The sequence below is a fragment of the Streptomyces zinciresistens K42 genome (genome assembly GCF_000225525.1).
Classification (GTDB): Bacteria; Actinomycetota; Actinomycetes; order Streptomycetales; family Streptomycetaceae; genus Streptomyces; species Streptomyces zinciresistens.
Genome location: NZ_AGBF01000088.1, coordinates 1 through 26032 on the forward strand (window position 1 = coordinate 1; position 26032 = coordinate 26032).

The window sequence follows — 26032 nt, forward strand, 5'->3', positions numbered from 1 at the left end:
CCTCCGAGCCGTGCACCCTGCCTCGCGCGTGGAGGCGCACGCCAATCTCGTGGTGGTGCGGTCCCTCCTGGTCGCCGTCCTGCCGTTGATCGTGATCGCCTTCGGTGTCGGTGACGCACCGACCGTCGTGCTCGCCGCAGCGTCCGTGGCGATCGTCTTCCGGGGACGCCGACGGGCCCGCCGATTGCTGAAGCGACATCTGGAAGGTCTTGCGCCCGGCCTGGATCTGGCCGGCCCGGGGAACCCGTGACCACCGGCTCGTTCCGCTCCCACGACTGACATCTCCGCGAGTTCAACCGGTGGGAGTCGGTCTGAACCCCTCCCTATACGATTGCCGTTCAAACCGTTCAACTCGCTCAACCCGTTCGCAGCCGCGATTCCGCAGCCCCGGCCGGCCGGAGGCGGCCCGGGACCAAGAAGGGACCTCTCATGGGCGCCATCGTCCTAGTCGTCGGTGTCATCGCACTCGGAGCCGTGATCGCCGCAGTCGTCGTCTTCGTGAAGATCCGCGGCGGCCGCACCTCCCGGACGGGCTCTGTCAACCTGGGGGCCGGACCGTACCCCCCTCAGACGGGTTACCCGCCCGCGCAGCCTCCGTACCCGTCAACTCCGCAGCAGGGATACCCCGTTCCGCCCGCGCAGCCGCCCCACCCCCAGGCGCCCAATCCGTACACCCAGCAGCCCCCGCACCAAGGTCAGTAGCGCCGACGGCCGTGCGGGCCGCGCGGGCGGATCAGTGCGCGGGCTTGAGGAGGGGCGCGTCCCGGGAGAACTCTCGGAAGCCGACGCTGTCGTAGAGGCGCCGGGCCGACGGGTGGCCCGGGGCTCCCAGACAGGCGACCGTCATCTGACGGGCCCCGGCCTCTCGCGCCAGGCGCATGCCGTGCAGCAGCATCGCCCTGCCCAGGCCGAGGCGGCGGTGTTCGCGGTGGGTGCCGACCGGTTCGAACTCGGCCGTCGCGTTCGCCGTGTCCAGCCACATGATGGTCGACGCCGCCATCGCGCCGTCCGGGGCCTCCACCAGGAGGTGCAGGTCGCCCCGGTACGGCGGGGTGCGCCGTACGCCCTCGTACGCCTCGGCGTTGTACGGCGTCGGCGCCCAGGCGTCCACGTGCGCCCGTACCGCGGCCTGCGGGCCCGCCTCGTCGGCGGTGCGGAAGCGGTAACCGGCGGGCAGCGCCGGTGGTTCGAGCTCGTCCAGGTCCCGCTGGTTGAGCCGGGTCCAGGAGCCGGTCTCGCCGAGCGCGGAGGGGTCGGTCCCGTAGCCGTGCGCCGCCCAGCGCTCCAGGGCGAACGCGTCGCCCGCTCCCGGCAGCACCGAGCGTCCCGTGCCGAGCGCCACGCCCTCGTACCAGTCGATCACCGCGTCCAGCAACTCGGCGTGATCCGGGTGAACTTGATGGGCGAGGTAGGAGCCGGTGACCTCCTTCACCGAGCCGTCGCCGCGTCGCACCCGGTGCGGCAGGAAGGCCCAGCCCCAGGCGACCAGTTCGCCGTCGGAGAACCAGAGCCGACGCAGCCACGTCCTCCCGTGGGCCGCGTGGCCTCTGCCCCAGTTCCAGGCCAGTTCGCCGTACGACGCGTCGCTGTTCACGAGGTCCGGGCGCTGGGCCGTCACCCGCTGCGCCAGCACCTGCATGAGGGCCACGTCCGCAGCGGTCAGGGCTTCGGAGCCGTCCATGTCACGTCACTGTGCCAGGGCTCGGTGCGGCACCACCACTCAATTCCGCGCCGGGGGAGCGGCGGTTACTCCGATTCCGCGGGGCCGGGATCGGCCGTCGTACGTTGAAGGGGCCGTGGCCGCATTGGTAGGTTCACGCCTGTCGCACCCCGCCGACTCGCCGACCGCCCCATGAGGTTGTTTTCGTGGACAGAGCCCAGAACGGCCCCGAGAAGCGTGTGGACGACTCCGAGTTCCTGGAGATGACCCAGCAGGACCCCGTGCAGGCCGAGATCCTGCGGCAGTCCCTTGAGCATCTCGCCTCCGGGCTGGGCGGCGACACGCTGAAGGAGATGGCGCAGGAGGTCCTCTCAGGCCGTATGGGACTGCGGGAGGCGGCCGATGTGTCTGCCTACGCCGAGCAGGCCGTCGAGACGGCGGCCCCGCTCGCCGAGAAGTGGGCCTCGTTGTCCGACCGGGAGCGGGATGAACTCGCCGCGGAGGGCGAGCGCCGGCTGGCGGAGGAGCGGCAGCGCCTCGACGACGAGCGGCGTGCCGGTCCGGAGGGACAGTCGGGCGCCAAGTCCCGACACGACGGGCGCGGTTGGTCGTTGTACTGAGAGGCAGGGTCGGAGATACGGGGTCGCGGCGGGGTTCGAAGAGCGCGCGGCCGTGCCCGGCGGACGGGTTGCAGGGCGGCTGGCGTCAGCGGTGACGGGGGAGTGATGGGCTTTTCGGTGGAACCGGGCGCGATCGAGGGCTTTTCGAAACTGGTCGGGCGCGCGGCGGACGGCAGCGCGCGGGCGGTCTCGTACACCACGACCAGCGCGCAGATCGACAAGTCGGTCGGCGGGGAGGCGTGGGATCTCGTAGCCGGCAGCCACGACCAGTACGTGAGCGAGGCCAAGAAGGCTCTGGAGAAGGTCAAGAGCCTGCTGGAGGCGTCCGAGAAGGAACTCACCGGTACCGCCGGGTACTACCGGCAGACGGATCGCGGCACCGCGGCGAAGCTCGACGCCACCTATCCGGGGTCCAAGGTCCCGGACGGCGAGTCAGGGGGTGACGCGCGGGACTTCTCGGACGTCAGTGACGCCGCGGGTGCGCTGAAGCCGCCGGGCGATCCGAGCAACCCCCTCGCCAAGTACGCCTCGGGGCACGCCGACGAGTACCGGATGAACCCGGTGCAGAAGACGCTCGGCAGCGTCCTGGACCTGGGCAGCCCCTCGGCGATGGCCGTCGAGGCATGCAAACTCCTCTTCGACTTCGACCCGTTCGCCGTCTGTACGAACTGGGTGTTCGGGGACTGGAACAAGTACAACGACTGCTCCGACGTATGGGGGAATCTCGCGTCGTTCTGCGACGGCGTGGCCGCCAACGTCCGCAAAGGCACGCAGAACGTCGGCGTGACGTGGCAGGGCAACGCCGCGAACGCCGCGACCGTGTATTTTGACGAGTTCACGAAGAAGCTCGACGAGATCAAGCAGACCTTCGAGTCCCTGCGGCGGTGTTACGCGCAGGCGGCGCAAATGGCCTTCCAGTTCGCGGAGTTCCTGAAGTCGTTTCTGGTCATGTTCTCCGACCTGCTGGTCATCTGGCTGGTGAACCTGTTGGCCGCGCAGGCCGTCAACGCCCTGCCGGTCGGCGGGCAGGTCGCGTCGATCGCCATGTTCGCGCTGGCGGCGGCTCAGGCGATCCGGCTCATGCAGATGTGGGCGGAGGCGGCCAAGGCGTTCGACACCTTCGCGGCCGCGCTGGCCGCGCTCGGGGCGGTCATGGCCGGTGCCGTGAACGGGTTTTCGGCCGCGGACGGATTCCCCCAGGTGGGTACCGGTGGCTACGATCACGCCGCCGTCTAGGAACGGGGAGCAGGAGTCATGAGTTTCTTCGGTGGAGCGGGAGATCTGGAGCTCTTCCTGTCCCGAGCCCGGGTGATGAGCGTCGGGGCGGTGCCGGTCTGTCTGGCCGCCATGGTCTTCTTCATCTCGGAGGAGGGTTGGCGCTACAGCCTGGTGCTGTGTGCCGTCCTGCCGCCCGTCGCCGCCTACTTGGCGATTCGGGGCAAGCGGGAGATCCACGCGGGGATGGCCGCGGCGGGGCTCGGTCTGGCGGTGGCGACCTTGCCGTTGGCGTTCGTACTGGCGTCGCTGGAGGGGTAGGCGCGGGGCCGGAGCCCTCGAACTGCGCGCCGGACACGCGCCGTCGCCCGTAGCGGCTGATGCGTACGGTTACGCCCCTCGGCGCCTGATGCGTACGGTTACGCCCCTCGGCGCCTGCTGCCGATGAGGTGCGCGATGCCCCAGGCGACCGCGGCGGCCAGCAGGAGACCGAGCGGGGAGAGCCAGTCGACCCCGCCGTCCAACTCGTTGTTCCACCATGCCTTTGCGGGGAACAGCGGGTCGGCTTCCATCATGTCGCCGATGGCGGCCGGGGATTGGCTCTCGGCGATGATGAGCGGGATGCCGTTCGTGAAGCCGAAGAAGGCGCCGAGGGCGGCGACGACGGCTCCGCCGATGTGGGCGCCGGTGCGGCGGTGCGCCACGAGTCCGACCAGGCAGCCCACGATCGCACCGTTCAGCAGGGCGTGGACCAGGTACAGGGTGTGGGCCTGGGTGTCCGTCTGGTCCTTGTACGTGGCCACGATGAGGCCGCTGTAGAAGAGCGAGACGACGACCGACACGAAGAACCCGAGGAGGACCGCGCCGACGGGGTGACCGGTCGCCGCCGCCTGCTGCCCGAAGGGGGACGCCGGTTGGAAGGGCGGCGTGGGGAACGCGCCGGGCTGCCCCGGGTGGCCGGGCCGACCGGTGTACGGGCTCTGTCCGGCGTACGGGCTCTGCCCCGGGTAGGGAGCCTGTCCCGCGTAAGGGGGTTGTCCGGGGAGCGGAGGCTGCCCCGGTGTGGGTCCGGGGAGCGGAGGTTGCCCCTGCGTGGGTCCGGGTGCGGGACCGAATCCCGGCTGGGACGGCGGGGGTTGGGCCGGCTGCTGCGGGGGCGGCGGTGGAGCGGAGGGTGCCGACTGCGCGTACGGGTTGAACTCGCCCTGGGACGGGGGTGACTGAGGCGGCTGGTGCGGGGGTTGCGGCGGCTGGAACGGCGGCTGACTCATCGGTTTCCCCATGGGTTGACTCGCGGGAGACGGCAAGCCCTCCAACCTATCAGCGGGATCGGGAGGCTGGGGATGACGGCAGCTGCCTCGGTGCGGGGTCAGGTGGGGAACTCGTTGACCGGGATTCCTCGGAGGAGGCGCGTGGGGAGGTGTGCGGACTCGGCGGTGATCGTGTGGCCGGCCTGGACGGCGAGGCAGGACACGGCGAGCGGACCGAGGGCGGTGAGACCGTCCGCGGACAGGGCGCGGTCCTGGTCGTGAGTCCCGTACTCCTTGTGCCATTCCAGCGCCTTGGCCAGTTCCGCATCGAACTTGCCGTCGTCTTTGCGGGCGGACTGCGTGAGGAGGTTCATCGGGGGACACCTCAGTTCGAGGACACCCTCGCTGTGCGCGTGCCGCAGGACGGGCGGGCCGGTTCCGGCCACCGCCGCGACGAGCTCGTCGCCGAATTCGGGGCGCTTGAGCCAGTACGCCTGCACTGCCTCCACCCGGTCGTAGACGTATGCGTCGAAGTCCCCGTCGGCGCGTCGAGGCGGGGATGCGGGGAACCGGCAGATTTCGGTCATCCGCTGCTTCTCGTTCTCGCGGCAGACGCAGGCGAGCAAGAAGGCGTTGATCCAGTTCCCCGCGTGGACGCGGGGCAGAGTGGGGCGGGGCGCTTGCGGGGCGCTGGGTGCGAAGGTCGGAAGGTCAGGAGTGGGCGCAGCCGGTTTGCTGTCAACCACCCGCTCGGGTGACCGTGATCGCGTCATCTCACTGGTGGGGCCGCACTTGGTGAGGCCAACGCGGGAGCGGCCGACTCTCCGTCAAACCATCGTATCGGGTCAATTGTCATCGGCGCTCTGTAAATCCGTTTTAATGGCGAATCGTTCCGCTCGGGCAGCGTGGAGGTGCACCACATCCGAGCTGGAAAGGGGTCGGCAACATGTCCGACTGGAAACACATCGACGGGTCATTAACGCGGATCGCAGTGGGGTCCAGGACCAACGTCTGGGGCGTCAACTCCGCCGGTGCGGTCTACCGCTACACCAACAACGACGCCAACCCCTGGGTCAACATCCCGGGCACTCCACTGTCCGACATCGGGGCGGCCGCCGACGGCACCGTCTGGGGCTGCAACGCGGCCCACGAGATCTACCGCTACACCGGCGACCAGGACTCCACCAACTGGAAGCAGATCAACGGCTCACTGGTGCGGATCACAGTGGGATCCAGGACCAACGTCTGGGGCGTGGACCCCGCCGGTGCGGTCTACCGCTACAGCAACAGCGACGCCAACCCCGCCAACCCGTGGATCAACATCCCAGGGACGCTGTCCGACATCGGGGCGGCCGCCGACGGCACCGTCTGGGGCTGCAACGCGGCCAACCAGGTCTACCGCTACACCGGTGACCGGGACGCCGCCAACTGGAAGGGGATCAGCGGCTCGCTCAAGGCGATCGACGTCGGCTCCCGCACCGCGGTTTGGGGCTGCGACCCCGCCGACGCGATCTACCACTACACCTACAGCGACACCTCCCCCGCCAACCCCTGGCTCAACATCCCCGGGTCGCTGTCCGACATCGGCGTAGGCGCCGACGGCACCGTCTGGGGTGTCAATGCCGCCGGAGCGATCTACCGCTACGTCGGCGACCTACCCGGCTGACGCACCCGGGACAGACCCTGACGTGCCACGCAACGCGCCCGGCCTTGCGTGGCACCTCCCCTCAGGCCAGAACCCGAGGCGTCGAGGCCGTACGTTCAGCGTCCGGGCCGACCCCGCCCGCTCTCGTGGCGGCCACCGGCCGGATGGAACTCGGTTACCCCGCACCCTCGTTGGAGCCGCTGGACGCCACTCCGGGCGCGGCGCCGTCGAAGTCCCGCAGTGGCAGAAGCCCGAGGGCCCCGCGTAGGCCCCCGCGTAGGCCCCCGAGTAGGTCCCCGCGTAGGCCCCCGCGTAGGCCGCTGACAAGGCGACTCCGAGGACGACGACCCCTGATCGGAACCGGAGGTGCGGCCTGGACCCGCGGCCGAGCCGGAGCCGTTGCCGACGTGCGCGCCGCCCCCGGTCAGGCATGGGACGTACGGCCCCGCCCACCGTCAGGAAGCCCGCCGGCCCGCGCCGCGCTCCCGGTGCCCCCGGACGTCCGGCCTGCCGATGTGGCCCTGCGGGCGCTCGGACTCGCCGAGCCAGAGGTGCGGGACGTGCCGTGTCACCGCCGAGACGACCTGCTTCTGCTGGGCGGGCGGGAACGGGAGGCGGTAGCGCAGTCCCGGCAGTCCCGGACGCGGCGGCTCCTCCTCGCGGACCAGCGTCCACAGCACCGGATCGTCCCGGTCCACGGGGCCGTTCGGGAACAGCTCCAGGGAACAGACCCTCTGCCCCCGGCCGAACCTGCTCCAGAACAGGCCGACACCGGCGAGACCCTGCCAGGGGACGAGCTTGAGGGCCTTGCCGCTGTCGACCCACAGGCCGGTGTCGTCGAACAGGATTCTGGCCTTGCGGTTCGCCCAGTTGGCGACGAACAGGAACACACCGAGTACGCCCATCACGAGCAGGAGCCCGAGCCCCGCGAAACCGGCGATCGAGGATTCGCCCCGCTGGTTCCCGGCCGCAACCGCGATCACGCCGTACACGCCCAGGGCGCCCAGTGCGACGAGGACGACGGAGCAGGGAAGCCCCGTCATCGCGCCGCGGTGGCCGGTCCGTACGACGGTGGCGTCCGGCGCGGGTGAAGACGTGTGCGGAGGCAACATGGCCAGTGAGCCTAGCGAACCGTGCCCACACGTCCACCAAAGTGGCCCTCGCCCGCTGTTCAGGACATGAACGAAGGGCACTACGCTGCGTCAACATGACGACGCGTGATGGGGAACGAATGCTGGCGGAACGCGGCGAGGGCGATCCGGACAGGCATGACGTGGACGAACTCCGGGCGCGCTTTCGGACCCTGCCCGACCCGGGCGCGGCCGGCGAACGCTCCCGGCAGGCGCGGAGCGCGCGCGGCGGGCTCATGGCCATAGGCGCCCTGGTCGCGGTGGCCTGCCTCTTCGCGATCCTGGGACGCCTCAACAACGGTACGGGGGCCGGTGTCTGGACCGTCGCGTACAGCGTGGGCCTCGGCGCGGCCGTGCCGGGCGTGGAGCTGGCGCGGCGGGGCCGTACGCGCTGGGCGCTGATGGCGACCATCATGGGCGCGGTGGGCGCCACGCTGGGCAACGCCCTGCTGTGACCCGGCCCGGGGCCGGGTGCGTCCCGCTCGGTCTCGGTCTGTGAACCGACTCCGCATCGGGTGGACGGGTCCGTCCGCTCCGGCGGCAGCCGGGCGCGGTACTCCGGTTCGCACGGCATAAGGAACCCGCTGAGTAAGCGTCAGCACCCAATGCCGGACGCCTCGGTGAGCCCGCCACCACGCGCGGCGCACACAGGGTGCGGCGGCACGCCACGAGACGAGTGAACGCAGCGCGGCGGCACGGCCGCCCAGGTGGGCACGGGAGTGCGCACTCCGTGGTCGAGCCGGTCATGGGCTCCCGCCCCGCCCTCAGCCGTCGCGGACATGTGCGACACGGGCGCGTGCGCGGGTGTGGCGCCGACCGGTCGGGTGAACCCGAAAGGCCGTCCCGGGCGGCACCCGGCCCGACGACGCCCTCAGTCACCGGCAACCGTCCGGAGGGCCCACCCACGCCCCTCCCGACACGGGGCCCGAGCAGTGCCGCCACGCCACCGCGGCGCCCTACTCCGCCGCCCCCGCCCCGTCCTCCTGCCCCGCCCGCTCGATGTCGAACTCCCCGTCGCGCGCGCCGAGCACGAACGCGCGCCACTCCGCCTCGGTGTAGCGCAGCACGGTGGCGGGGTCGAGCGAGGAGCGCATGGCCACCGCGCCCTCGGGCAGATACGCGATCTCGACGCGCTCCTCGTGTTGCTCGGTACCGGGCGCGCACTGCCACTCGACGCCCGAGATGTCGAGGGCGTACAGCTCGTCGCGCTCCCGTTCCTTGCGCGCTCTGGTGTCCTCGGCCTGAGTGCCGACCTCGTGGTTGCGTGCCTCGGTCATCGCGCTGGGCCTCTTCCTGACGTGCGAACGACGTGTGCGCCCAACCCTACTGACGTCTCGGGCCCCGCAGTACGCGGTTCAGCCGCCCGGCCGGTTCCGGAGCTTCCCCCGCGCCACGCCGTCGGGGACCTGGCCCCGGCCGTCGTGGTCGGCCGTCGTCCGCTGCCGGACGGCGTCCTGGTCGGCCTCGTTCCGCTCGTGCGCGACACCCGTCCGGGTGAACGCGACGCCCATGCCCGCCAGACGCTCCGCGAGGCCCAACCGCCCCCCGCTGCTGCTCACTTCAGCCATCGTCCCCGCCGTACCGCCACCCTGACCGGGCCGTTCTCCCGGCTCCCGGCTCCCGGCTCCCGGCTCCCGGCTTCCGGCTTCCGGCTTCCGGCTTCCGGCTCCGGCTCTGGGCTCCCGGCTCCCGGTCCCCAGGCCCCGGGTCTTCGCCGGATGAAAGCGGCGGGCCCCGGGTCCTCGCCTCCCCCCCCGCCTGCGAGTCCCGCCAGCAGCCGCACCCCGGAAAGGCGGCACCCTCTGGATGCCGCCCCTCCCGCCCCTCCCGCGCCACACGCCCCGCAGCCCCGCGCCCCGCGTCAGAAGCGGTTCGGCACCCAGCCCGTCTGGATGAGCTGTCCGCCGCGCCGACGCGTGTGGAAGTTGCCGCGGCCCGGCGGGAGTTGGGACGGTGCGATGCTGCCCAGCAGCGCACCCTCCGTGCGGTCACCAGAGAGCACGACGCCCTGCGCGCCGAGTTCACGCATCCGCTGCATCACCGGCTCGTACAGCGACCGGCTGGCGCCGCCCGAGGAACGCGCGATGATCACCCGCAGGCCGATGTCACGGGCGAACGGCAGGTACTCCAGCAGGGGCGCCAGCGGATTCATCCCGGTCGCGACCAGGTCGTAGTCGTCGATGATGACGAACGCGTCCGGGCTGCTGTACCAACTCCGGTTGCGCAACTGCTCGGGCGTCACGTCCGGTCCGGGCATCCGCCGGCCCATCGAACCCGCCAGCCCCTCCAGCGTCTCCGTGAGGGCGGGCGCCGCCGCGCAGTACCGCGACAGATGCGAGGCGGGCACGCCCTCCAGGTGGGCGCGCCGGTAGTCACCCATCACGATCTTCGCCCGCTCCGGCGTGTACCGCTCGGTGATCTGCTTGACGAGCAGCCGCAGCAGCGCCGACTTACCGGACTCGCTCTCACCGAACACGATGAACAGCGGATCCGTCTCGAAGTCGACGAAGACCGGCGACAGGGAGGACTCGTCGATCCCGACGGCGACCCCGCGGTCCGGGTGCTCGAACCCCTTGGGCAGCCGGTCCGCCGGCATCATCGTCGGCAGCAGACGCACCGCCGGGGCGTGCGCGCCCTGCCAGTTGTCGTTGATGCCGCGGACCAGGATCGACGTCGCCTCGGACAGGTCCTCCGTCTCCGAGGAGCCGTCCACGCGCGGCAGGGCCGCCATGAAGTGCAGCTTGTCCTGGGTCAGTCCGCGGCCCGGCACGGTGGCGGGCACGTTCTGCGCGACCTTGCGGTCGAGCTCCGACTCGGTCGGGTCGCCGAGCCGGAGCTCGATGCGGTTCTGGAGCATGTCCTTGAGCGCGGGGCGGACCTCGGTGTAGCGGCTCGCCGTCAGGACCACGTGCACACCGAAGCCGAGGCCGCGCGTGGCGATCTCGGTGACGGACGCCTCCAGCATCTCGTAGTCCGTCTTGAAGGTGGCCCAGCCGTCGACGACCAGGAAGACGTCGCCCCACGCCTGGTCGGGCAGCTGCCCCGAGGCCCGCCGCTGGCGGTACGTCGCGATCGAGTCGACGTTGTGGGTACGGAAGTACTCCTCACGCGCGTTGAGGATGCCCTCGACCTCGCTGACCGTACGGCGCACCTTCTCGGCGTCCAGCCGGTTCGCGACACCGCCGACATGCGCCAGCTCCTCCATCGCGATCAGCCCGCCGCCGCCGAAGTCCAGGCAGTAGAACTGCACTTCGGCCGGTGTGTGGGTGAGCGCGAACGACGACACGAGCGTCCGCAGCAGCGTCGACTTGCCGGACTGCGGACCGCCGACGAACAGACCGTGGCCTGCGGCTCCCGAGAAGTCCCGGTACAGCACGTCGCGCCGCTGCTCGAAGGGCTTGTCGACGAGGCCGACCGGCACGTTGAGCCGGCCGAGCGCGGTGTAGTCGGGCGCGGTCAGACCGCGGTCCCGGGTGACGGCGAGCTGCGGCAGCAACTGCTCCAGCGAGGGCGCCTCCTCCAGCGGCGGCAGCCACACCCGGTGGGCGGGCGGGCCCTGGTTCACCATGCGGCTCACGAGGACGTCCAGCACCGTGTCGGCCAGCGCGTCGTCCACCCGGTCGTCGGGCTCCGGCTCCTCCACCACCGGCTGCGGCGGCAGCGCCACCCGCTCCGCCGTGAACAGCGCGGGCCGCAACTGCGTCGAACGGCTCACCCGCGAGGGACCCTCACCGTGGTAGGCCCCCGACACGTACGCCGCCTTGAAGCGGACCATGGTGTCGGTGTCGTAGCGCAGATAGCCCGAACCCGGGATCGACGGCAGGTGGTAGGCGTCCGGGACGCCGATCGCCGTACGCGACTCGGCGGCGGAGAAGGTCCGCAGACCGATCCGGTACGACAGATAGGTGTCCAGGCCGCGCAGCTTGCCCTCCTCCAGACGCTGGGACGCGAGGAGCAGATGCACGCCCAACGAGCGGCCGATCCGGCCGATCTGGATGAACATGTCGATGAAGTCGGGCTTGGCGGTGAGGAGTTCGGAGAACTCGTCCAGCACGATCACCAGCGAGGCCAGCGGCTCCAGCGCCGCGCCCGCCGCCCGCGCCTTCTCGTAGTCGTGCAGGTTGGCGTAGTTGCCCGCGGAACGCAGCAGCTCCTGGCGGCGTTGCGTCTCGCCCATGATGGAGTCGCGCATCCGGTCGACCAGGGTGAGGTCGTCCGCCAGGTTGGTGATCACGGCCGCGGTGTGCGGCATGTCCGCCATGCCGGCGAAGGTCGCGCCGCCCTTGAAGTCCGCGAGGATGAAGTTCAGCGTCTCCGACGAGTGCGTCACCGCGAGACCGAGCACCAGCGTGCGCAGCACCTCGGACTTGCCGGAACCGGTCGCGCCGACACACAGCCCGTGCGGGCCCATGCCCTCCTGTGACGCCTCCTTGAGGTCGAGCATGACCGGCTCGCCGTTCTCGCCCACCCCGATCGGCACCCGCAGCCGCTCGTGCAGCGTGCGCGGCCGCCAGGTGCGCGCGACATCGACCGTGCCCGCGTCCCCGATGCCCATCAGATCGGTGAAGTCCAGGTTGGACAGCAGGGGTTCGCCGTCCTCGGCGGAGCCGACCCGGAAGGGGGCGAGCTGCCGCGCCAGGGACTCGGCCTGCGCCGCGTTCAGGAGGTCCGGCCTGCCGCTGTACGCGGACTCGTGGCCGACGAACAGCCGCATCCGGTCCGGCTTCGCGTAGACCGTCAGACCGGCCCGCAGCTCCTCCTCCAGCTCGCCGGGTGCGATCTCCAGGAACGTGACGCCCTGCAGACCGTCGGAGCCGGCGAGTTCGGCGTCCGGCGGCACCGTGCCGCCGTCCAGGATCACGATCAGGTGCGGCTGGTCGTAGACGGGGTTCGCCTCGCGGTTCCAGCGCGGCCGGTCGTCCAACTGCTCGGCCAGCGCCTCCTCCAGCTCGCCGAGGTCGTCGAAGAGCAGGCGCGAGGAGCCCGCCCCGTCCCTGGCCTTGGGATGCTGGCTGTGCGGCAGCCACTTGATCCAGTCCCAGTCCGCCGCGGCCGAGGGATGCGCCACCACGGCGATCATCATGTCCTCGGGCGAGTGCAGCGTCGCCAGTTGGGCCAGGGCCGCGCGGGCGCTGCCGTAGACCGTCTCGGTCTCGCCGCAGACCGTCACGTGGTAGAAGGCGCGCAGCGAGACGGCGACGGGCAGGTCGGACAGACTGCCGTGCGCGTCGAGGAACGCCTTCATGGCCGCGGCCGTCAGCGGCTCCAGCTCGTCCTTCGGCGCCGTCTCCGGTGCCACCAGAGGGGTGTTGAGCTGCTGCACGCCCCGGCCGATCCGCACGGACGCGAAGTCGCCGTCGGTCGGGCGCCGTTCCCACAGCCGCTTGGCGTCGGCCGCCACCGCCCACAGCTGCTGCGGGTCGGGGTGCTGGAACAGCTGGCTGCGCCGCTGGAGTTCGGCGGTCTTGTGCACGTCCTTGCGGACCTGCTCCAGATAGCGGAAGTAGTCACGCCGGTCCTGGGCCATCCCGGCGCCGCCGCCCTGCCGCGACCTGGCGAACTGGGCGATGGCCATGGCCAGCGTCGAGGCCAGCATCAGACCGCCGACCACCCGCATGTAGGAAGGCAGGTTGGGCATGAAGAAGAAGCCGACGGAACCCAGCATGCCCATCATGGGCAGCAGGTTCATCAACATGCCCTCGTCGACCTCGCGCGGAATCTCGGGCGGCGTCTCCAGTGTGACCTCGCCGTCCGGGACGGCCGGCGGAACCGTCCGCGGTGGTCGCTTGATGATGACGACGCTCACCGATGCACTCATCCTTCGCGATTGATACGTCCTGGCACCGACGCCCCCGTTGTGCGCGACGTTTCCTCCCGTTCGCGCAGGCGCCGTTCGCGCAAGGGCCGATCCTACTGATGCGCGGACCGCCCGAGGGGGCCAGGCGGATGGAGATGCGGCGCAGGTCCTGGGAGGAATGAGAGAGGTCGGCCCTGTGCCGCCGGTGCCAGCGGATAGGGTGGCGCTCCGCGTCGTACGAGCGGCGCGACGACGTCCTGCCCGGCGCCGCGACCGGCCAGGTCCCCGGCGCCCGGCACGGCACCTCGCCGCGGCGTCACCTCGGCCGGGTGCCTCCGGTACGTGTCCGGTGCCCTGCCGTGCGACGCGGCGCACCGGACGCCACGAGCCTTCCGGCAGACCTTTCCGGCCACAGCACCAACAGGGGGAACACCAGTGAGCACGGGGACTTCGACAGGTTTCTGCCGCATCACCATCGCGGCACCGGACAGCCGTGTGGACGTCGCGCTGCCCGAGGACCTGCCGCTCCAGGACCTCTTTCCCGAGATCGTGCGCCTGTCGGGACTGGGCCGGTCGGACGGCCGCCCCTCCGGCTACCACCTCGTGACCCGCGAGGGCCAGGTGCTCGACGCGAGCCGCTCGCTGCTGGAGCACCGGGTCCGCGACGGGGAGGTGCTGCTCCTGCGCGCCTTCGCCGACTCCCTGCCGCCCGCCGTGCACGACGACGTGGTGGACGCCATCGCCGCCGCCGTCAAGCAGGACCTGCGCAGCTGGAACGACAACCTGATGCGGCTCGCCGGCCTCGTCGCCGGATCGCTGCTGCTGGCCATGCTCGGCTTCGTCTTCTGGTTCGCCGACCCGGTCCGCCACGACATGCACGGCCTCCCCGGCGTCCTCGCCGGCGTCACCGCACTCGCCCTGACGGCCCTCGCCAGCGTGCGGGCCCGCGTCTACGACGACCGGGGATCGGCCCTCGCCCTCGGCATCTCGGCGCTGCCGCACGCGCTCATCGCGGGCTCCGGCGTCATCGAGCAGGACGCGGGCGAGGGACCCGGCCGCCTCCAGTTCCTCGTCGGATGCGTCGCCGTCCTGCTCCTCTCCGTCGTACTGATCATGCTGCTGCCGCAGGGCGACGCCCCCTTCGTGGCCGCCGCGCTGGCCTCCGCGATCGGCACCCTCGCCGTGTTCTTCGGCGTGCTCACCGACGCGCAGCCCCGCGAGATCGCCGCGGGCACCGCCGTCGTCGCCCTCGCGGTCGTCGGCTTCCTGCCCGGCTGGTCCGCCCGCTTCGCCAAGCTGCCCATCGGCTTCCGCAACCCCGAGGACCTCGCCCGCGCCCGCCGCGAGGGCCGCGACGGCGACCTGGAGGCCGTCGACGTCCAGCGCATCGTCGCCCGGACCGGCCGCGGCCACGAACTGCTCCTCGGCCTGGTCGGCGGCTGCGCCGCGGTCGTCATCGGCGCGGGCGGCGCGGTCCTCGGCTTCAGCGACAGCGGCTGGGCCCAGCTGCTCGCCCTGTGCACCGGCCTCGCCGCGATGCTGCGCGCCCGGCTCTTCCGCTACACCGCCCAGGTCACCTGCCTCTTCGTGGCCGGCGTCGTCACCCTCGCGCTGCTGGTCCTCGGCCTCGCGATCTCGCCGCCCGCCGACATCGTCGCCGACCTGCTCCGCGGCGACTCCGGCCCGGTGAACGCGCGCACCCTCTGGCTCGGCGCCTCGGTCGCCGCCGGCGTGCTGCTGCTCATCGCCATCGCCCTCATCGTCCCGCAGAAGGGGCTCTCCCCCTTCTGGGGCCGCATGCTGGACCTCGCCGACTCGCTGGTGCTGCTCTCCCTGGTCCCCGTCTGCCTGGCCGTCCTCGACGTCTACGCCGAGGTCCGCGGAGGCTTCTGACCCGGGGTCCGGGCCCGTCGGGGACACGTCCCCGGTGCTGGTACGCTGTGTGACGGCCGTTTGTGTACGCGCCCCCGGTCCTCCTGGGGGCTGCGCCCAGCGGATCCCCGCCTCCCGAGTAACGGAAGCTCCCCCGAGACACAGACCGGGGGCACTCGGTGGCCCTGCACGGACTACGAGGAGTAAGCGTGCCGCTCGACGCCGCTACGAAGAAGCAGATCATCAGCGAGTTCGGCCAGAAGGAGGGCGACACCGGCTCCCCCGAGGTCCAGGTCGCCATGCTCTCGCGCCGTATCTCGGACCTGACCGAGCACCTCAAGACGCACAAGCACGACCACCACTCCCGTCGTGGTCTGCTGATCCTGGTCGGTCAGCGTCGCCGCCTTCTCCAGTACCTGGCGAAGAAGGACATCCAGCGCTTCCGCGCGCTGGTCGACCGCCTCGGCATCCGCCGCGGTGCGGCGGGCGCCCGTTAAGACGCCGTGAGGGGAGCGGTTCCCGGGATGACTCGGGAACCGCTCCCTTTGCCGTACGTACGCGACGCCCGCCGGACGTACGGAAACGTGCGGAGTGTCACTGACGCTTTGTAGTGTGGGTGGCACAACGCACCACGGACGACACAGCACGACAGAGAACGAGGAGGAGCGCCCCTCGCCGCCGCAGCCGGTCCTCGGTAGTGGCCCCCGGGAGGAACTGAGCCCCGGGTGCTTCGATCGAAGACCGGCACGCACCAGACGGAGCGCTTCTCCGCCACCGTCCCCCCGCCACACGGGCGGGCCCAGGGACGAAAGACGATACGTAACGGAGAAAACGCTAGTGGAGAACGAGACCCACTACGCCGAGGCCGTCATCGACAACGGCTCCTTCGGCACCCGCACCATCCGCTTCGAGACGGGCCGCCTGGCCAAGCAGGCCGCCGGCTCCGCCGTGGCGTACCTGGACGACGACACCATGGTGCTGTCGGCCACCACCGCCTCCAAGAACCCCAAGGACCAGCTCGACTTCTTCCCCCTCACGGTGGACGTCGAGGAGCGGATGTACGCTGCCGGCAAGATCCCCGGCAGCTTCTTCCGCCGTGAGGGCCGTCCCTCCGAGGACGCCATCCTCACCTGCCGGCTGATCGACCGCCCGCTGCGCCCGTCCTTCCGGAAGGGCCTGCGCAACGAGATCCAGGTCGTCGCCACGATCATGGCCCTCAACCCCGACCACCTGTACGACGTCGTGGCGATCAACGCCGCCTCCGCGTCCACGCAGCTGGCCGGTCTGCCCTTCTCCGGCCCGATCGGCGGCGTCCGCGTCGCGCTGATCCGCGGCCAGTGGGTGGCCTTCCCGACGCACACCGAGCTCGAGGACGCCGTCTTCGACATGGTCGTCGCGGGCCGCACCCTGGAGGACGGCGACGTCGCGATCATGATGGTCGAGGCCGAGGCCACCGAGGGCACCATCAAGCTGGTCCAGGGCGGCGCCGAGGCCCCGACCGAGGAGGTCGTCGCCGCCGGTCTGGAAGCCGCGAAGCCCTTCATCAAGGTGCTCTGCAAGGCGCAGGCCGACCTCGCCGCGAAGGCCGCCAAGCCCACCGGCGAGTTCCCGATCTTCCTCGACCACCAGGACGACGTCCTGGAGGCGCTCAGCGCCGCCGTCCGCCCGGAGCTCGCCTCCGCGCTGACCATCGCCGGCAAGCAGGAGCGCGAGAGCGAGCTCGACCGCGTCAAGGCGCTCGCCGCCGAGAAGCTCCTGCCGGAGTTCGAGGGCCGCGAGAAGGAGATCTCCGCCGCGTACCGCTCCCTGACCAAGCAGCTCGTCCGCGAGCGCGTGATCAAGGAGAAGAAGCGCATCGACGGCCGCGGCGTCACGGACATCCGTACGCTCGCCGCCGAGGTCGAGGCCATCCCGCGCGTGCACGGCTCCGCGGTGTTCGAGCGCGGCGAGACCCAGATCCTGGGCGTCACCACCCTGAACATGCTCCGCATGGAGCAGCAGCTGGACACCCTCTCCCCGGTGACCCGCAAGCGCTACATGCACAACTACAACTTCCCGCCGTACTCCACCGGCGAGACCGGCCGCGTCGGCTCCCCGAAGCGCCGCGAGATCGGCCACGGCGCCCTCGCCGAGCGCGCCCTCGTCCCGGTCCTGCCGACGCGCGAGGAGTTCCCCTACGCGATCCGCCAGGTCTCCGAGGCGCTCAGCTCCAACGGCTCGACCTCCATGGGCTCGGTCTGCGCCTCCACCATGTCCCTGCTGAACGCCGGTGTGCCGCTGAAGGCCCCCGTCGCCGGCATCGCCATGGGCCTGATCTCCCAGGACATCGAGGGCGAGACGCACTACGTCACGCTCACCGACATCCTCGGCGCCGAGGACGCCTTCGGCGACATGGACTTCAAGGTCGCCGGCACCAAGGAGTTCGTCACCGCCCTCCAGCTCGACACCAAGCTGGACGGCATCCCGGCCTCCGTCCTGGCCGCCGCCCTCAAGCAGGCCCGTGACGCCCGCCTCCACATCCTCGACGTGATGATGGAAGCGATCGACACGCCGGACGAGATGTCCCCGAACGCGCCGCGGATCATCACCGTGAAGATCCCGGTCGACAAGATCGGTGAGGTCATCGGCCCCAAGGGCAAGATGATCAACCAGATCCAGGAGGACACCGGCGCCGAGATCACGATCGAGGACGACGGCACCATCTACATCGGTGCCGCCGACGGCCCGGCCGCCGAGGCCGCCCGCGCCACGATCAACGGCATCGCCAACCCGACGATGCCCGAGGTCGGTGAGCGCTACCTGGGCACGGTCGTCAAGACGACCACGTTCGGCGCCTTCGTCTCCCTGCTGCCCGGCAAGGACGGACTGCTGCACATCTCGCAGATCCGCAAGCTCGCCGGCGGCAAGCGCGTGGAGAACGTCGAGGACGTCCTCGGTGTGGGCCAGAAGGTCCAGGTCGAGATCGCCGAGATCGACTCCCGCGGCAAGCTCTCCCTCATCCCCGTGATCGAGGGCGAGGAAGGCTCGGACGACAAGAAGGACGACGCCGACAAGTGACGTCGATCAGCTCCACGGCGACGGCCCGCACCTCCTCGGAGGCGCGGGCCGTCGCCCGTACCCAAACCCTGATCAAGGGCGAGAACGGCATCGGCACCGTCCGCAAGACCACCCTCCCCGGTGGGCTGCGCGTCGTCACCGAGACACTGCCCTCGGTCCGCTCCGCGACCTTCGGCATCTGGGCGCACGTCGGCTCCCGCGACGAGACACCGGCCCTGAACGGCGCCACGCACTACCTGGAGCACCTGCTCTTCAAGGGCACGGGCCGCCGTTCCGCGCTGGACATCTCCGCCGCGCTGGACGCCGTCGGCGGCGAGATGAACGCGTTCACGGCCAAGGAGTACACGTGCTACTACGCGCGCGTGCTCGACACCGACCTGCCGCTCGCCATCGACGTCGTCTGCGACATGCTGACCGGCTCGCTCATCCTCGAAGAGGACGTCGACGTCGAGCGGGGCGCGATCCTCGAAGAGATCGCGATGACCGAGGACGACCCCGGCGACTGCGTGCACGACCTCTTCGCGCACACGATGTTCGGCGACAACCCCCTCGGCCGCCCGGTCCTCGGCACGGTCGACACGGTCAACGCCCTGAGCGCGGACCGCATCCGCCGCTTCTACCGCAAGCACTACGACCCGACCCACCTGGTCGTCGCCGCCGCGGGCAACGTCGACCACGGCAAGGTCGTACGCCAGGTCCGCGCGGCCTTCGAGAAGGCGGGTGCCCTGCGGAACACCGGCGCCACCCCCCTCGCCCCGCGCGACGGCCGGCGCACCATCCGGGCCGCGGGCCGCCTGGAGCTGATCGGCCGCAAGACCGAGCAGGCCCACGTCGTCCTCGGCATGCCCGGCCTGGCCCGCACCGACGAGCGCCGCTGGGCCCTCGGCGTCCTCAACACCGCGCTCGGCGGCGGCATGTCCTCCCGGCTCTTCCAGGAGGTCCGCGAGAAGCGCGGCCTCGCCTACAGCGTCTACTCGTACACCTCCGGCTTCGCCGACTGCGGCCTGTTCGGCGTGTACGCCGGCTGCCGGCCCTCGCAGGTCCACGACGTGCTGAGGATCTGCCGCGACGAACTCGACGACGTCGCCCGGAACGGCCTGTCCGACGACGAGATCGACCGCGCCATCGGCCAGGTCCGCGGCTCCACCGTGCTCGGCCTGGAGGACACCGGGGCGCTGATGAACCGCATCGGCAAGAGCGAGCTGTGCTGGGGCGAGCAGATGTCCGTCGACGACATGCTGGCCCGGATCGCGGCCGTGACCCCGGACGAGGTCCGCGCGGTCGCCCGCGACGTCCTGGGACAGCGGCCCTCCCTGTCGGTCATCGGCCCGCTCAAGGACAAGCAGGCGTCCCGGCTGCACGACGTGGTCGCCTGACCCGCCGCCCCCGCACCCACCGACCTAAGGAAGCAACACAGATGAGCAAGCTGCGCGTGGCGGTCCTCGGCGCCAGGGGCCGCATCGGCTCCGAGGCGGTCCGGGCGGTCGAGGCCGCCGAGGACATGGAGCTGGTCGCCGCCCTCGGCCGGGGCGAGAAGCTGGAGACCCTCGCCGGGGCGGGCGCCCAGGTGGCCGTCGAACTGACCACGCCCGACTCGGTGATGGCCAACCTCGACTACTGCGTGAGCCACGGCATCCACGCCGTCGTCGGTACGACGGGCTGGACCGACGAGCGCCTCGCGCGGCTGGAACAGTGGCTCGCCCGCTCCCCGGGGACCGGTGTGCTCATCGCGCCGAACTTCTCCGTCGGCGCCGTCCTCACCATGAAGTTCGCGCAGCTCGCCGCGCCCTGGTTCGAGTCCGTCGAGGTCGTCGAACTGCACCACCCGAAGAAGGTCGACGCCCCCTCCGGCACCGCCGCGCGCACCGCCCGGCTCATCGCCGAGGCCCGCCGCGCCGCCGGCACCGCCCCCGCCCCGGACGCCACCGAGACGGCCCTCGACGGGGCGCGCGGCGCCGACGTGGACGGCGTCCCCGTCCACTCCGTCCGCCTGCGCGGCCTGCTGGCCCACCAGGAGGTCCTGCTCGGCGGCGAAGGGGAGACCCTCACCCTCCGCCACGACTCCCTCCACCACAGCAGCTTCATGCCGGGCATCCTGCTCGGCGCGCGCCGCGTGGTGACCGCTCCGGGCCTGACGGTCGGCCTGGAAAACTTCCTCGACCTGGCCTGACACGGGACCACTGATGCGCGCGAAGATCTCCTACGCCGTCGCGGCCGCCGTCCTGGTGGTCTACTTCGTCCTGGCCGGCAGCCGTGGCGTGCTGCTCATCGGGTCCGGCACCCCGCTCACCGTCGCCTTCGGCCTCGCGGTGCTGATCCTGCCGGTCCTCGGCGTGTGGTTCCTGTGGAAGAACACCCAGTTCGTCCGCCGCGCCAACGCGCTCGCCGCCGAGCTGGACGCCGAGGGCGGACTGCCCGTCGACGAGCTGAAGCGCACTCCGGCCGGCCGTATCGACCGCGACTCCGCCGACGAGGTCTTCGCCCGCCGCAGGGCCGAGACCGAGGCGGCCCCGGAGGACTGGCGCAACTGGTTCCGGCTCGCGGTCGCCTACCACGACGCCCGGGACACCCCGCGCGCCCGCAAGGCCATGCAACGCGCGATCGCCCTGCACGACGGCAGGACGATCGAGGTCTGACCCGGCCGCCCCGGCACGCCGAAGCGGCCGGCCGGGGCGATCAGCCGCGCGTGTTCTCCGCGGCCCATGCCTCGACGGCGTCGGTGGCCCGGTCGAAGGCGGCGGACCGGGCGAGGAAGTCCGCGTTGTGCGTGGTCAGCAGGGTCGGCAGCTCCCGGCCCGCCCCCTGGCGTACGAGCAGCAGGGCCTGCCCCTGCACCGTGCGCGGAAGCCCCAGCCAGCGCACCGGCTGCTGCACGGTGCGCACACTGCCGACCTGGTCCCAGGGCAGGGTGCGCGTGACGAGGAACTTCACCTGGCGCAGGCCGCGGGGACTCACCCACACGCCCATGCGCAGCAGCCGCAGCGCGCACACGATGACGGCCCCCGCGATACCGAAGACGACGGCCGCCTCGCCGAGCGTGCCGGCGAAGGCGATGATCACGGCCGCGGCCAGCACGTACGAGGCGAGCAGCAGCCACAGGGCCGCCATCCCGACACGCCAGGGCCCCGGACGGTAGGGGCGCCGCCAGCGGTCGCGGTCGTCGTAGGGGAGGGCGACGTCCTCGACCGCCTCGAAGTCGCGGTCGGCCGTCAGGAAGGGCAGGGGCACGGCTGGTCCTCACTCAATCCATGCATGGGCTGTGCCCGGTGAGGTTATCGACCCGTGTCCCCGCTCACCACCCTCGGGGGTCCATGGGGGTGCCGGGGGAGTGCTCAGCGGCCCTCGGACGCCTGTGACTGCTGGGTCCGGGCACCGGTGTCGGTGGCGAGCGCGGGCATGCCGACGACCAGGGAGCCGGCCAGCCCCGCGACGATGGTCAGCGCCAGCAGCCAGCGGCCGGCGATCTGGCCGGCGGACGAGCGCTCGCGGGGCGGGGGAGCGATGTTGCTGCGGAACCGGTCGGCTTCGGCGACGAAGGCGAAGGGCACGGACTCGCGCCGACGGAACATCGGTGGGTCCACTCCTCTCAGGTTCGTGGGGCTGGGCGTCACTGATACAGACGAGCGGGTGCCCCAAAAGGTGCCCGGTTTCACCGAATTCACAGAAATTCGACGATGTTCGCCGACGTATGTCGTGACCCGCCGCCGAACGCCCCGTTGTCAGTGGCGGCCCGTAGAGTGGGCGCCGCCCAGCAAAGCGATGGAAGGACTCCCCGAGCCGTGACCGACACCCCCGCCGAAGACCTCAAGCCCGGCTTCCGCAGTGACGTCACAGTCGAGCTGGTGAAGCACAGCGCGGCCGACTCCGACGTGCTGTGGGCCGCCCGCGTCTCCACCGCCGGCGAGCAGTCGCTGGAGGAGCTGACGAAGGACCCGGAGCGCTCCAAGGGCCTGATCAACTTCCTGATGCGGGACCGCCACGGCAGCCCCTTCGAGCACAACTCGATGACCTTCTTCATCAGCGCCCCGATCTTCGTCTTCCGCGAGTTCATGCGGCACCGCGTGGGCTGGTCGTACAACGAGGAGAGCGGCCGCTACCGCGAGCTCCAGCCGGTGTTCTACGTCCCCGACGCCTCCCGCAAGCTCGTCCAGGAGGGCCGCCCCGGCAAGTACGTCTTCGTGGCGGGCACCGAGGCCCAGCAGGAGCTGGTGTCGCGCACCATGGAGGACACCTACCGGCAGGCGTACGAGGCGTACCGGGAGATGCTGGCCGCTGGCGTCGCCCGCGAGGTCGCCCGTGCCGTCCTCCCGGTCGGCCTGTTCTCCTCGATGTACGCCACGTGCAACGCGCGCTCGCTGATGCACTTCCTGGGCCTGCGCACCCAGCACGAGCTGGCGAAGGTGCCGTCCTTCCCGCAGCGGGAGATCGAGATGGTCGGCGAGAAGATGGAGGAGGAGTGGGCCGGGCTCATGCCCCTCACCCACGCCGCCTTCAACGCGAACGGCCGGGTGGCGCCGTAGCGCGACCGCGGCACCGCCGCGGACCGGGCGCGCCCAGCCCCGTGCGTCAGCCTCATGAAGTGCCCGGATTGCGGCATTTAGTGAAGTTCATCTAGCCTGATCAAACGGACCCGGCACTGCCTGAACCCCCGAGCAGGCAGTGCCGGGCTCCCTCTTTGTCCTGACTTTCCCGCACCCCCGAGGGCAGACCCGGCCGAGCACAACGAGTAGCGTGTAACCCATGGCTCCGACCTCCACTCCGCAGACCCCCTTCGGGCGGGTCCTCACCGCCATGATCACGCCTTTCACGGCGGACGGCGCACTCGACCTCGACGGCGCGCAGCGGCTCGCCGCGCACCTGGTCGACGCAGGCAACGACGGCCTGATCGTCAACGGCACCACCGGTGAGTCCCCCACCACCGGTGACGCGGAGAAAGCCGATCTCGTACGGGCCGTGGTGGAGGCCGTCGGAGACCGGGCCCACGTCGTGGCCGGAGTCGGCACCAACGACACCCGGCACAGCCTCGGGCTCGCCCGTACCGCGGAGCAGCTCGGCGCCCACGGCCTGCTGGTCGTCACGCCGTACTACAACAAGCCTCCGCAGGAGGGCCTGTACCGGCACTTCAGCGCCATCGCCGACAGCACCGGGCTGCCGGTCATGCTCTACGACATCCCCGGCCGCAGCGGCGTCCCGATCAACACCGAGACGATCGTCCGCCTCGCCGAGCACCCGCGCATCGTCGCCAACAAGGACGCGAAGGGCGACCTCGGCCGGGCCAGCTGGGCCATCGCCCGCTCCGGCCTCGCCTGGTACTCCGGCGACGACATGCTGAACCTGCCGCTGCTCTCCGTGGGCGCGGTCGGCTTCGTCTCCGTCGTCGGCCACCTCGTCACCCCCGACCTGCGCGCGCTCATCGACGCGCACGTCTCGGGCGACGTCCAGAAGGCCACCGAGATCCACCAGAAACTGCTCCCGGTGTACACGGGCATGTTCCGTACCCAGGGTGTCATGACCACCAAGGCCGCCCTCGCCCTCCAGGGACTGCCCGCGGGACCGCTGCGCGCGCCCATGGCGGAGTGCTCGCCGGAGGAGATCGAACAGCTCAAGATCGATCTTGCCGCCGGCGGGGTACAGCTCTGACATCAGACTTCGTGCGCCTGACGCGCACAGGACTTCACAACTGAATAAGCGGGGCACCGGTGCCCCGCACCCGACAACGACAACTGCTACTGCACGAACGTCACGCGCGCCACGTGCCCCCACCGGTACGTGGCGCGTGTGGTGAGGAGAGTCTTTTGAGTCATCCGCATCCTGAACTCAGCCCGCCCCCGCCGCTCCCCGAAGGCGGCCTGCGGGTAACCCCGCTCGGCGGCCTCGGCGAGATCGGCCGCAACATGACGGTCTTCGAGTACGGCGGCCGCCTGCTGATCGTGGACTGCGGGGTGCTCTTCCCCGAGGAGGAGCAGCCCGGCATCGACCTGATCCTGCCGGACTTCTCGTCCGTCAGGGACCGCCTCGACGACATCGAGGGCATCGTCCTCACCCACGGTCACGAGGACCACATCGGCGGTGTCCCCTTCCTCCTGCGCGAGAAGCCGGACATCCCGCTCATCGGCTCCAAGCTGACCCTCGCACTGATCGAGGCCAAGCTCCAGGAGCACCGCATCCGCCCGTACACCCTGGAGGTGGCGGAGGGGCACCGCGAGCGCATCGGTCCCTTCGACTGTGAGTTCGTCGCGGTCAACCACTCCATCCCCGACGCCCTGGCCGTCGCGATCCGCACGCCGGCGGGCATGGTCGTCCACACGGGCGACTTCAAGATGGACCAGCTCCCGCTGGACAACCGCCTGACCGACCTGCACGCGTTCGCACGGCTCAGCGAAGAAGGCATCGACCTCCTTCTCTCCGACTCCACGAACGCGGAAGTGCCGGGCTTCACCCCGCACGAGCGGGACATCTCCAACGTCCTGCGCCAGGTCTTCGCGGGTGCCCGCAAGCGCGTCATCGTGGCGAGCTTCGCGAGCCACGTCCACCGCATCCAGCAGATCCTGGACGCGGCCCACGAGCACGGTCGCCGGGTCGCCTTCGTCGGCCGCTCGATGGTGCGCAACATGGGCATCGCCCGCGACCTCGGCTATCTGAAGGTCCCGCCGGGCCTGGTCGTGGACGTCAAGACCCTCGACGACCTCCCGGACAGCCAGGTGGTCCTGGTCTGCACGGGCTCCCAGGGCGAGCCCATGGCGGCCCTGTCGCGGATGGCCAACCGCGATCACCAGATCCGTATCGTCGACGGCGACACGGTGATCCTGGCGTCGTCCCTCATCCCGGGCAACGAGAACGCGGTCTACCGCGTCATCAACGGCCTCACCCGCTGGGGCGCCAACGTCGTCCACAAGGGCAACGCCAAGGTCCACGTCTCGGGCCACGCGTCGGCCGGCGAGCTGCTGTACTTCTACAACATCTGCCGCCCGAGGAACCTGATGCCGGTGCACGGCGAATGGCGCCACCTGCGCGCCAACGCCGAGCTGGGCGCCCTGACCGGCGTCCCGCACGACCGGATCGTCATCGCCGAGGACGGCGTCGCCGTCGACCTCATCAAGGGCAAGGCCAAGATCTCCGGCAAGGTCCAGGCGGGATACGTGTACGTCGACGGCCTGTCGGTCGGCGACGTGGGCGAGCCGGCCCTGAAGGACCGGAAGATCCTCGGTGACGAGGGCATCATCTCGGTCTTCGTGGTGATCGACTCCTCCACGGGAAAGATCACCGGGGGACCGCACATCCAGGCACGTGGCTCGGGTATCGAGGACGCCGTGTTCAGCGAGGTCGTCCCGAGGATCACGGAGTCCCTGGAACGCTCGGCCCAGGACGGCGTGGTCGAGCCCCACCAGCTCCAGCAGCTGGTGCGGCGCACACTGGGCAAGTGGGTCTCGGACACCTACCGGCGCCGGCCGATGATCCTGCCGGTGGTCGTGGAGGTCTGACGGCCCGTCGGACCACCGACCGTGCGAACCCAGGGCGGGGCTCCCCGATTTGCATCGGGGAGCCCCGCTCCAGTACGTTTACGGCTCCGCCCGAGGGGAACCCGGCCAACTGATACGCCGGATCCAGTCCCCGCAGGGGGCGGGAAATCCGACTCAGAACCTCTGATAAAGTCGGAACCGCCGGAAAGGAAGCCGCGAAAGCGGAATCCTGGAAAGCGCCGAGGAAATCGGATCGGAAAAGGATCTGATAGAGTCGAAAACACCGAAGGGAAGCCCGGAGGAAAGCCCGAAAGGGTGAGTACGAA

24 protein-coding genes are annotated in these 26032 nt (G+C 70.9%); 15 read left to right on the forward strand and 9 right to left on the reverse strand.

Features of this window, described 5'->3' with window-relative positions:
* Positions 1–250: hypothetical protein (locus SZN_RS21900; RefSeq protein ID WP_007498686.1), on the forward strand; the 250-nt coding region annotated here is incomplete at its 5' end.
* 483 nt (positions 251–733) lie between these two features.
* Here SZN_RS21900 and SZN_RS21905 read toward each other — a convergent pair.
* A complete protein-coding gene (locus SZN_RS21905) occupies positions 734–1681 on the reverse strand; it encodes a GNAT family N-acetyltransferase (protein WP_007498687.1) in 948 nt (315 codons plus the stop codon).
* A gap of 185 nt (positions 1682–1866) precedes the next feature.
* Here SZN_RS21905 and SZN_RS21910 point away from each other — a divergent pair, with 185 nt between their 5' ends.
* The 3 genes from SZN_RS21910 (at position 1867) to SZN_RS21920 (ending at position 3816) form a co-directional block, all read left to right on the forward strand.
* Positions 1867–2280, forward strand: coding sequence for a hypothetical protein (locus tag SZN_RS21910; RefSeq protein WP_007498689.1), 414 nt, complete (start codon positions 1867–1869; stop codon positions 2278–2280).
* A gap of 105 nt (positions 2281–2385) precedes the next feature.
* Positions 2386–3516 carry a hypothetical protein gene (locus SZN_RS21915; RefSeq protein ID WP_007498691.1) on the forward strand — a complete coding sequence of 377 codons (1131 nt, stop codon included), beginning with the start codon at positions 2386–2388 and terminating at the stop codon, positions 3514–3516.
* A gap of 18 nt (positions 3517–3534) precedes the next feature.
* Positions 3535–3816, forward strand: coding sequence for a hypothetical protein (locus tag SZN_RS21920; RefSeq protein WP_007498693.1), 282 nt, complete (start codon positions 3535–3537; stop codon positions 3814–3816).
* Positions 3817–3914: 98 nt separating this feature from the next.
* On the opposite strand, the gene SZN_RS42735 is transcribed toward SZN_RS21920, so the two are convergent.
* Entirely contained in the window at positions 3915–4337 is a 423-nt protein-coding gene (locus SZN_RS42735) for a hypothetical protein (protein ID WP_007498695.1), read from the reverse strand.
* A gap of 527 nt (positions 4338–4864) precedes the next feature.
* Positions 4865–5518: an immunity 49 family protein gene (locus tag SZN_RS21930; RefSeq protein WP_078508810.1), complete on the reverse strand. Its 654-nt coding sequence runs from the start codon at positions 5516–5518 to the stop codon at positions 4865–4867.
* Between the two features lie 173 nt (positions 5519–5691).
* Here SZN_RS21930 and SZN_RS21935 point away from each other — a divergent pair, with 173 nt between their 5' ends.
* A complete protein-coding gene (locus SZN_RS21935; protein WP_043732332.1) occupies positions 5692–6411 on the forward strand; it encodes a tectonin domain-containing protein in 720 nt (239 codons plus the stop codon).
* Between the two features lie 434 nt (positions 6412–6845).
* On the opposite strand, the gene SZN_RS21940 is transcribed toward SZN_RS21935, so the two are convergent.
* Positions 6846–7502: a hypothetical protein gene (locus tag SZN_RS21940; protein ID WP_106432698.1), complete on the reverse strand. Its 657-nt coding sequence runs from the start codon at positions 7500–7502 to the stop codon at positions 6846–6848.
* A gap of 95 nt (positions 7503–7597) precedes the next feature.
* Here SZN_RS21940 and SZN_RS21945 point away from each other — a divergent pair, with 95 nt between their 5' ends.
* A complete protein-coding gene (locus SZN_RS21945; RefSeq protein ID WP_139063567.1) occupies positions 7598–7975 on the forward strand; it encodes a hypothetical protein in 378 nt (125 codons plus the stop codon).
* Between the two features lie 501 nt (positions 7976–8476).
* Here SZN_RS21945 and SZN_RS21950 read toward each other — a convergent pair.
* From SZN_RS21950 to SZN_RS21960, 3 genes are all read right to left on the reverse strand, one after another.
* The gene (locus tag SZN_RS21950) at positions 8477–8797 is read right to left on the reverse strand and encodes a DUF397 domain-containing protein (RefSeq protein WP_007498704.1); all 321 of its coding nucleotides are present in this window, start codon (positions 8795–8797) and stop codon (positions 8477–8479) included.
* 78 nt (positions 8798–8875) lie between these two features.
* Positions 8876–9079 (reverse strand): hypothetical protein, encoded by a 204-nt coding sequence (locus tag SZN_RS21955; protein ID WP_139063568.1) that lies wholly within the window; start codon positions 9077–9079, stop codon positions 8876–8878.
* Positions 9080–9381: 302 nt separating this feature from the next.
* The gene (locus tag SZN_RS21960; protein ID WP_007498708.1) at positions 9382–13326 is read right to left on the reverse strand and encodes a type VII secretion protein EccC; all 3945 of its coding nucleotides are present in this window, start codon (positions 13324–13326) and stop codon (positions 9382–9384) included.
* A 426-nt stretch (positions 13327–13752) separates the two neighbouring features.
* Between SZN_RS21960 and eccD the strand changes: the two genes are divergently transcribed.
* The 6 genes from eccD (at position 13753) to SZN_RS21990 (ending at position 20882) form a co-directional block, all read left to right on the forward strand.
* A complete protein-coding gene (eccD, locus tag SZN_RS21965; protein ID WP_078508817.1) occupies positions 13753–15210 on the forward strand; it encodes a type VII secretion integral membrane protein EccD in 1458 nt (485 codons plus the stop codon).
* 188 nt (positions 15211–15398) lie between these two features.
* Complete coding sequence (gene rpsO / locus SZN_RS21970; RefSeq protein WP_007498711.1) at positions 15399–15686, forward strand: 30S ribosomal protein S15; 288 nt, start codon at positions 15399–15401, stop codon at positions 15684–15686.
* 340 nt (positions 15687–16026) lie between these two features.
* Positions 16027–18246, forward strand: a complete 2220-nt coding sequence (locus SZN_RS21975) for a polyribonucleotide nucleotidyltransferase (RefSeq protein WP_007498713.1) — start codon at positions 16027–16029, stop codon at positions 18244–18246.
* Positions 18243–19622, forward strand: coding sequence for a M16 family metallopeptidase (locus SZN_RS21980; protein WP_007498714.1), 1380 nt, complete (start codon positions 18243–18245; stop codon positions 19620–19622). Before SZN_RS21975 ends, SZN_RS21980 begins: the two co-directional genes overlap by 4 nt.
* A 41-nt stretch (positions 19623–19663) precedes the next feature.
* Positions 19664–20416, forward strand: a complete 753-nt coding sequence (gene dapB, locus SZN_RS21985) for a 4-hydroxy-tetrahydrodipicolinate reductase (protein WP_007498717.1) — start codon at positions 19664–19666, stop codon at positions 20414–20416.
* A 13-nt stretch (positions 20417–20429) separates the two neighbouring features.
* Positions 20430–20882: a tetratricopeptide repeat protein gene (locus SZN_RS21990; RefSeq protein ID WP_007498719.1), complete on the forward strand. Its 453-nt coding sequence runs from the start codon at positions 20430–20432 to the stop codon at positions 20880–20882.
* A gap of 40 nt (positions 20883–20922) precedes the next feature.
* On the opposite strand, the gene SZN_RS21995 is transcribed toward SZN_RS21990, so the two are convergent.
* On the reverse strand, positions 20923–21474 hold the full coding sequence (locus tag SZN_RS21995) for a hypothetical protein (protein ID WP_007498721.1): 552 nt from the start codon (positions 21472–21474) through the stop codon (positions 20923–20925).
* A 104-nt stretch (positions 21475–21578) separates the two neighbouring features.
* Positions 21579–21815 (reverse strand): hypothetical protein, encoded by a 237-nt coding sequence (locus SZN_RS22000; protein ID WP_007498722.1) that lies wholly within the window; start codon positions 21813–21815, stop codon positions 21579–21581.
* Positions 21816–22025: 210 nt separating this feature from the next.
* Between SZN_RS22000 and thyX the strand changes: the two genes are divergently transcribed.
* The 3 genes from thyX (at position 22026) to SZN_RS22015 (ending at position 25727) form a co-directional block, all read left to right on the forward strand.
* Positions 22026–22766 carry an FAD-dependent thymidylate synthase gene (thyX, locus tag SZN_RS22005; protein ID WP_007498724.1) on the forward strand — a complete coding sequence of 247 codons (741 nt, stop codon included), beginning with the start codon at positions 22026–22028 and terminating at the stop codon, positions 22764–22766.
* Positions 22767–22986: 220 nt separating this feature from the next.
* Positions 22987–23886 carry a 4-hydroxy-tetrahydrodipicolinate synthase gene (dapA, locus tag SZN_RS22010; RefSeq protein WP_007498725.1) on the forward strand — a complete coding sequence of 300 codons (900 nt, stop codon included), beginning with the start codon at positions 22987–22989 and terminating at the stop codon, positions 23884–23886.
* Positions 23887–24041: 155 nt separating this feature from the next.
* Positions 24042–25727 (forward strand): ribonuclease J, encoded by a 1686-nt coding sequence (locus tag SZN_RS22015; protein ID WP_007498727.1) that lies wholly within the window; start codon positions 24042–24044, stop codon positions 25725–25727.
* Positions 25728–26032 lie beyond the last annotated feature (305 nt).

Coding starts and splice junctions, on each gene's coding strand:
- SZN_RS21905 (WP_007498687.1), bottom strand. CDS start 1,681: ATGGACGGCTCCGAAGCCCTGACCGCTGCGGACGTGGCCCTCATGCAG.
- SZN_RS21915 (WP_007498691.1), top strand. CDS start 2,386: ATGGGCTTTTCGGTGGAACCGGGCGCGATCGAGGGCTTTTCGAAACTG.
- SZN_RS21920 (WP_007498693.1), top strand. CDS start 3,535: ATGAGTTTCTTCGGTGGAGCGGGAGATCTGGAGCTCTTCCTGTCCCGA.
- SZN_RS21930 (WP_078508810.1), bottom strand. CDS start 5,518: ATGACGCGATCACGGTCACCCGAGCGGGTGGTTGACAGCAAACCGGCT.
- SZN_RS21935 (WP_043732332.1), top strand. CDS start 5,692: ATGTCCGACTGGAAACACATCGACGGGTCATTAACGCGGATCGCAGTG.
- SZN_RS21940 (WP_106432698.1), bottom strand. CDS start 7,502: ATGTTGCCTCCGCACACGTCTTCACCCGCGCCGGACGCCACCGTCGTA.
- SZN_RS21945 (WP_139063567.1), top strand. CDS start 7,598: ATGACGACGCGTGATGGGGAACGAATGCTGGCGGAACGCGGCGAGGGC.
- SZN_RS21950 (WP_007498704.1), bottom strand. CDS start 8,797: ATGACCGAGGCACGCAACCACGAGGTCGGCACTCAGGCCGAGGACACC.
- dapB (WP_007498717.1), top strand. CDS start 19,664: ATGAGCAAGCTGCGCGTGGCGGTCCTCGGCGCCAGGGGCCGCATCGGC.
- SZN_RS21990 (WP_007498719.1), top strand. CDS start 20,430: ATGCGCGCGAAGATCTCCTACGCCGTCGCGGCCGCCGTCCTGGTGGTC.
- SZN_RS22000 (WP_007498722.1), bottom strand. CDS start 21,815: ATGTTCCGTCGGCGCGAGTCCGTGCCCTTCGCCTTCGTCGCCGAAGCC.
- dapA (WP_007498725.1), top strand. CDS start 22,987: ATGGCTCCGACCTCCACTCCGCAGACCCCCTTCGGGCGGGTCCTCACC.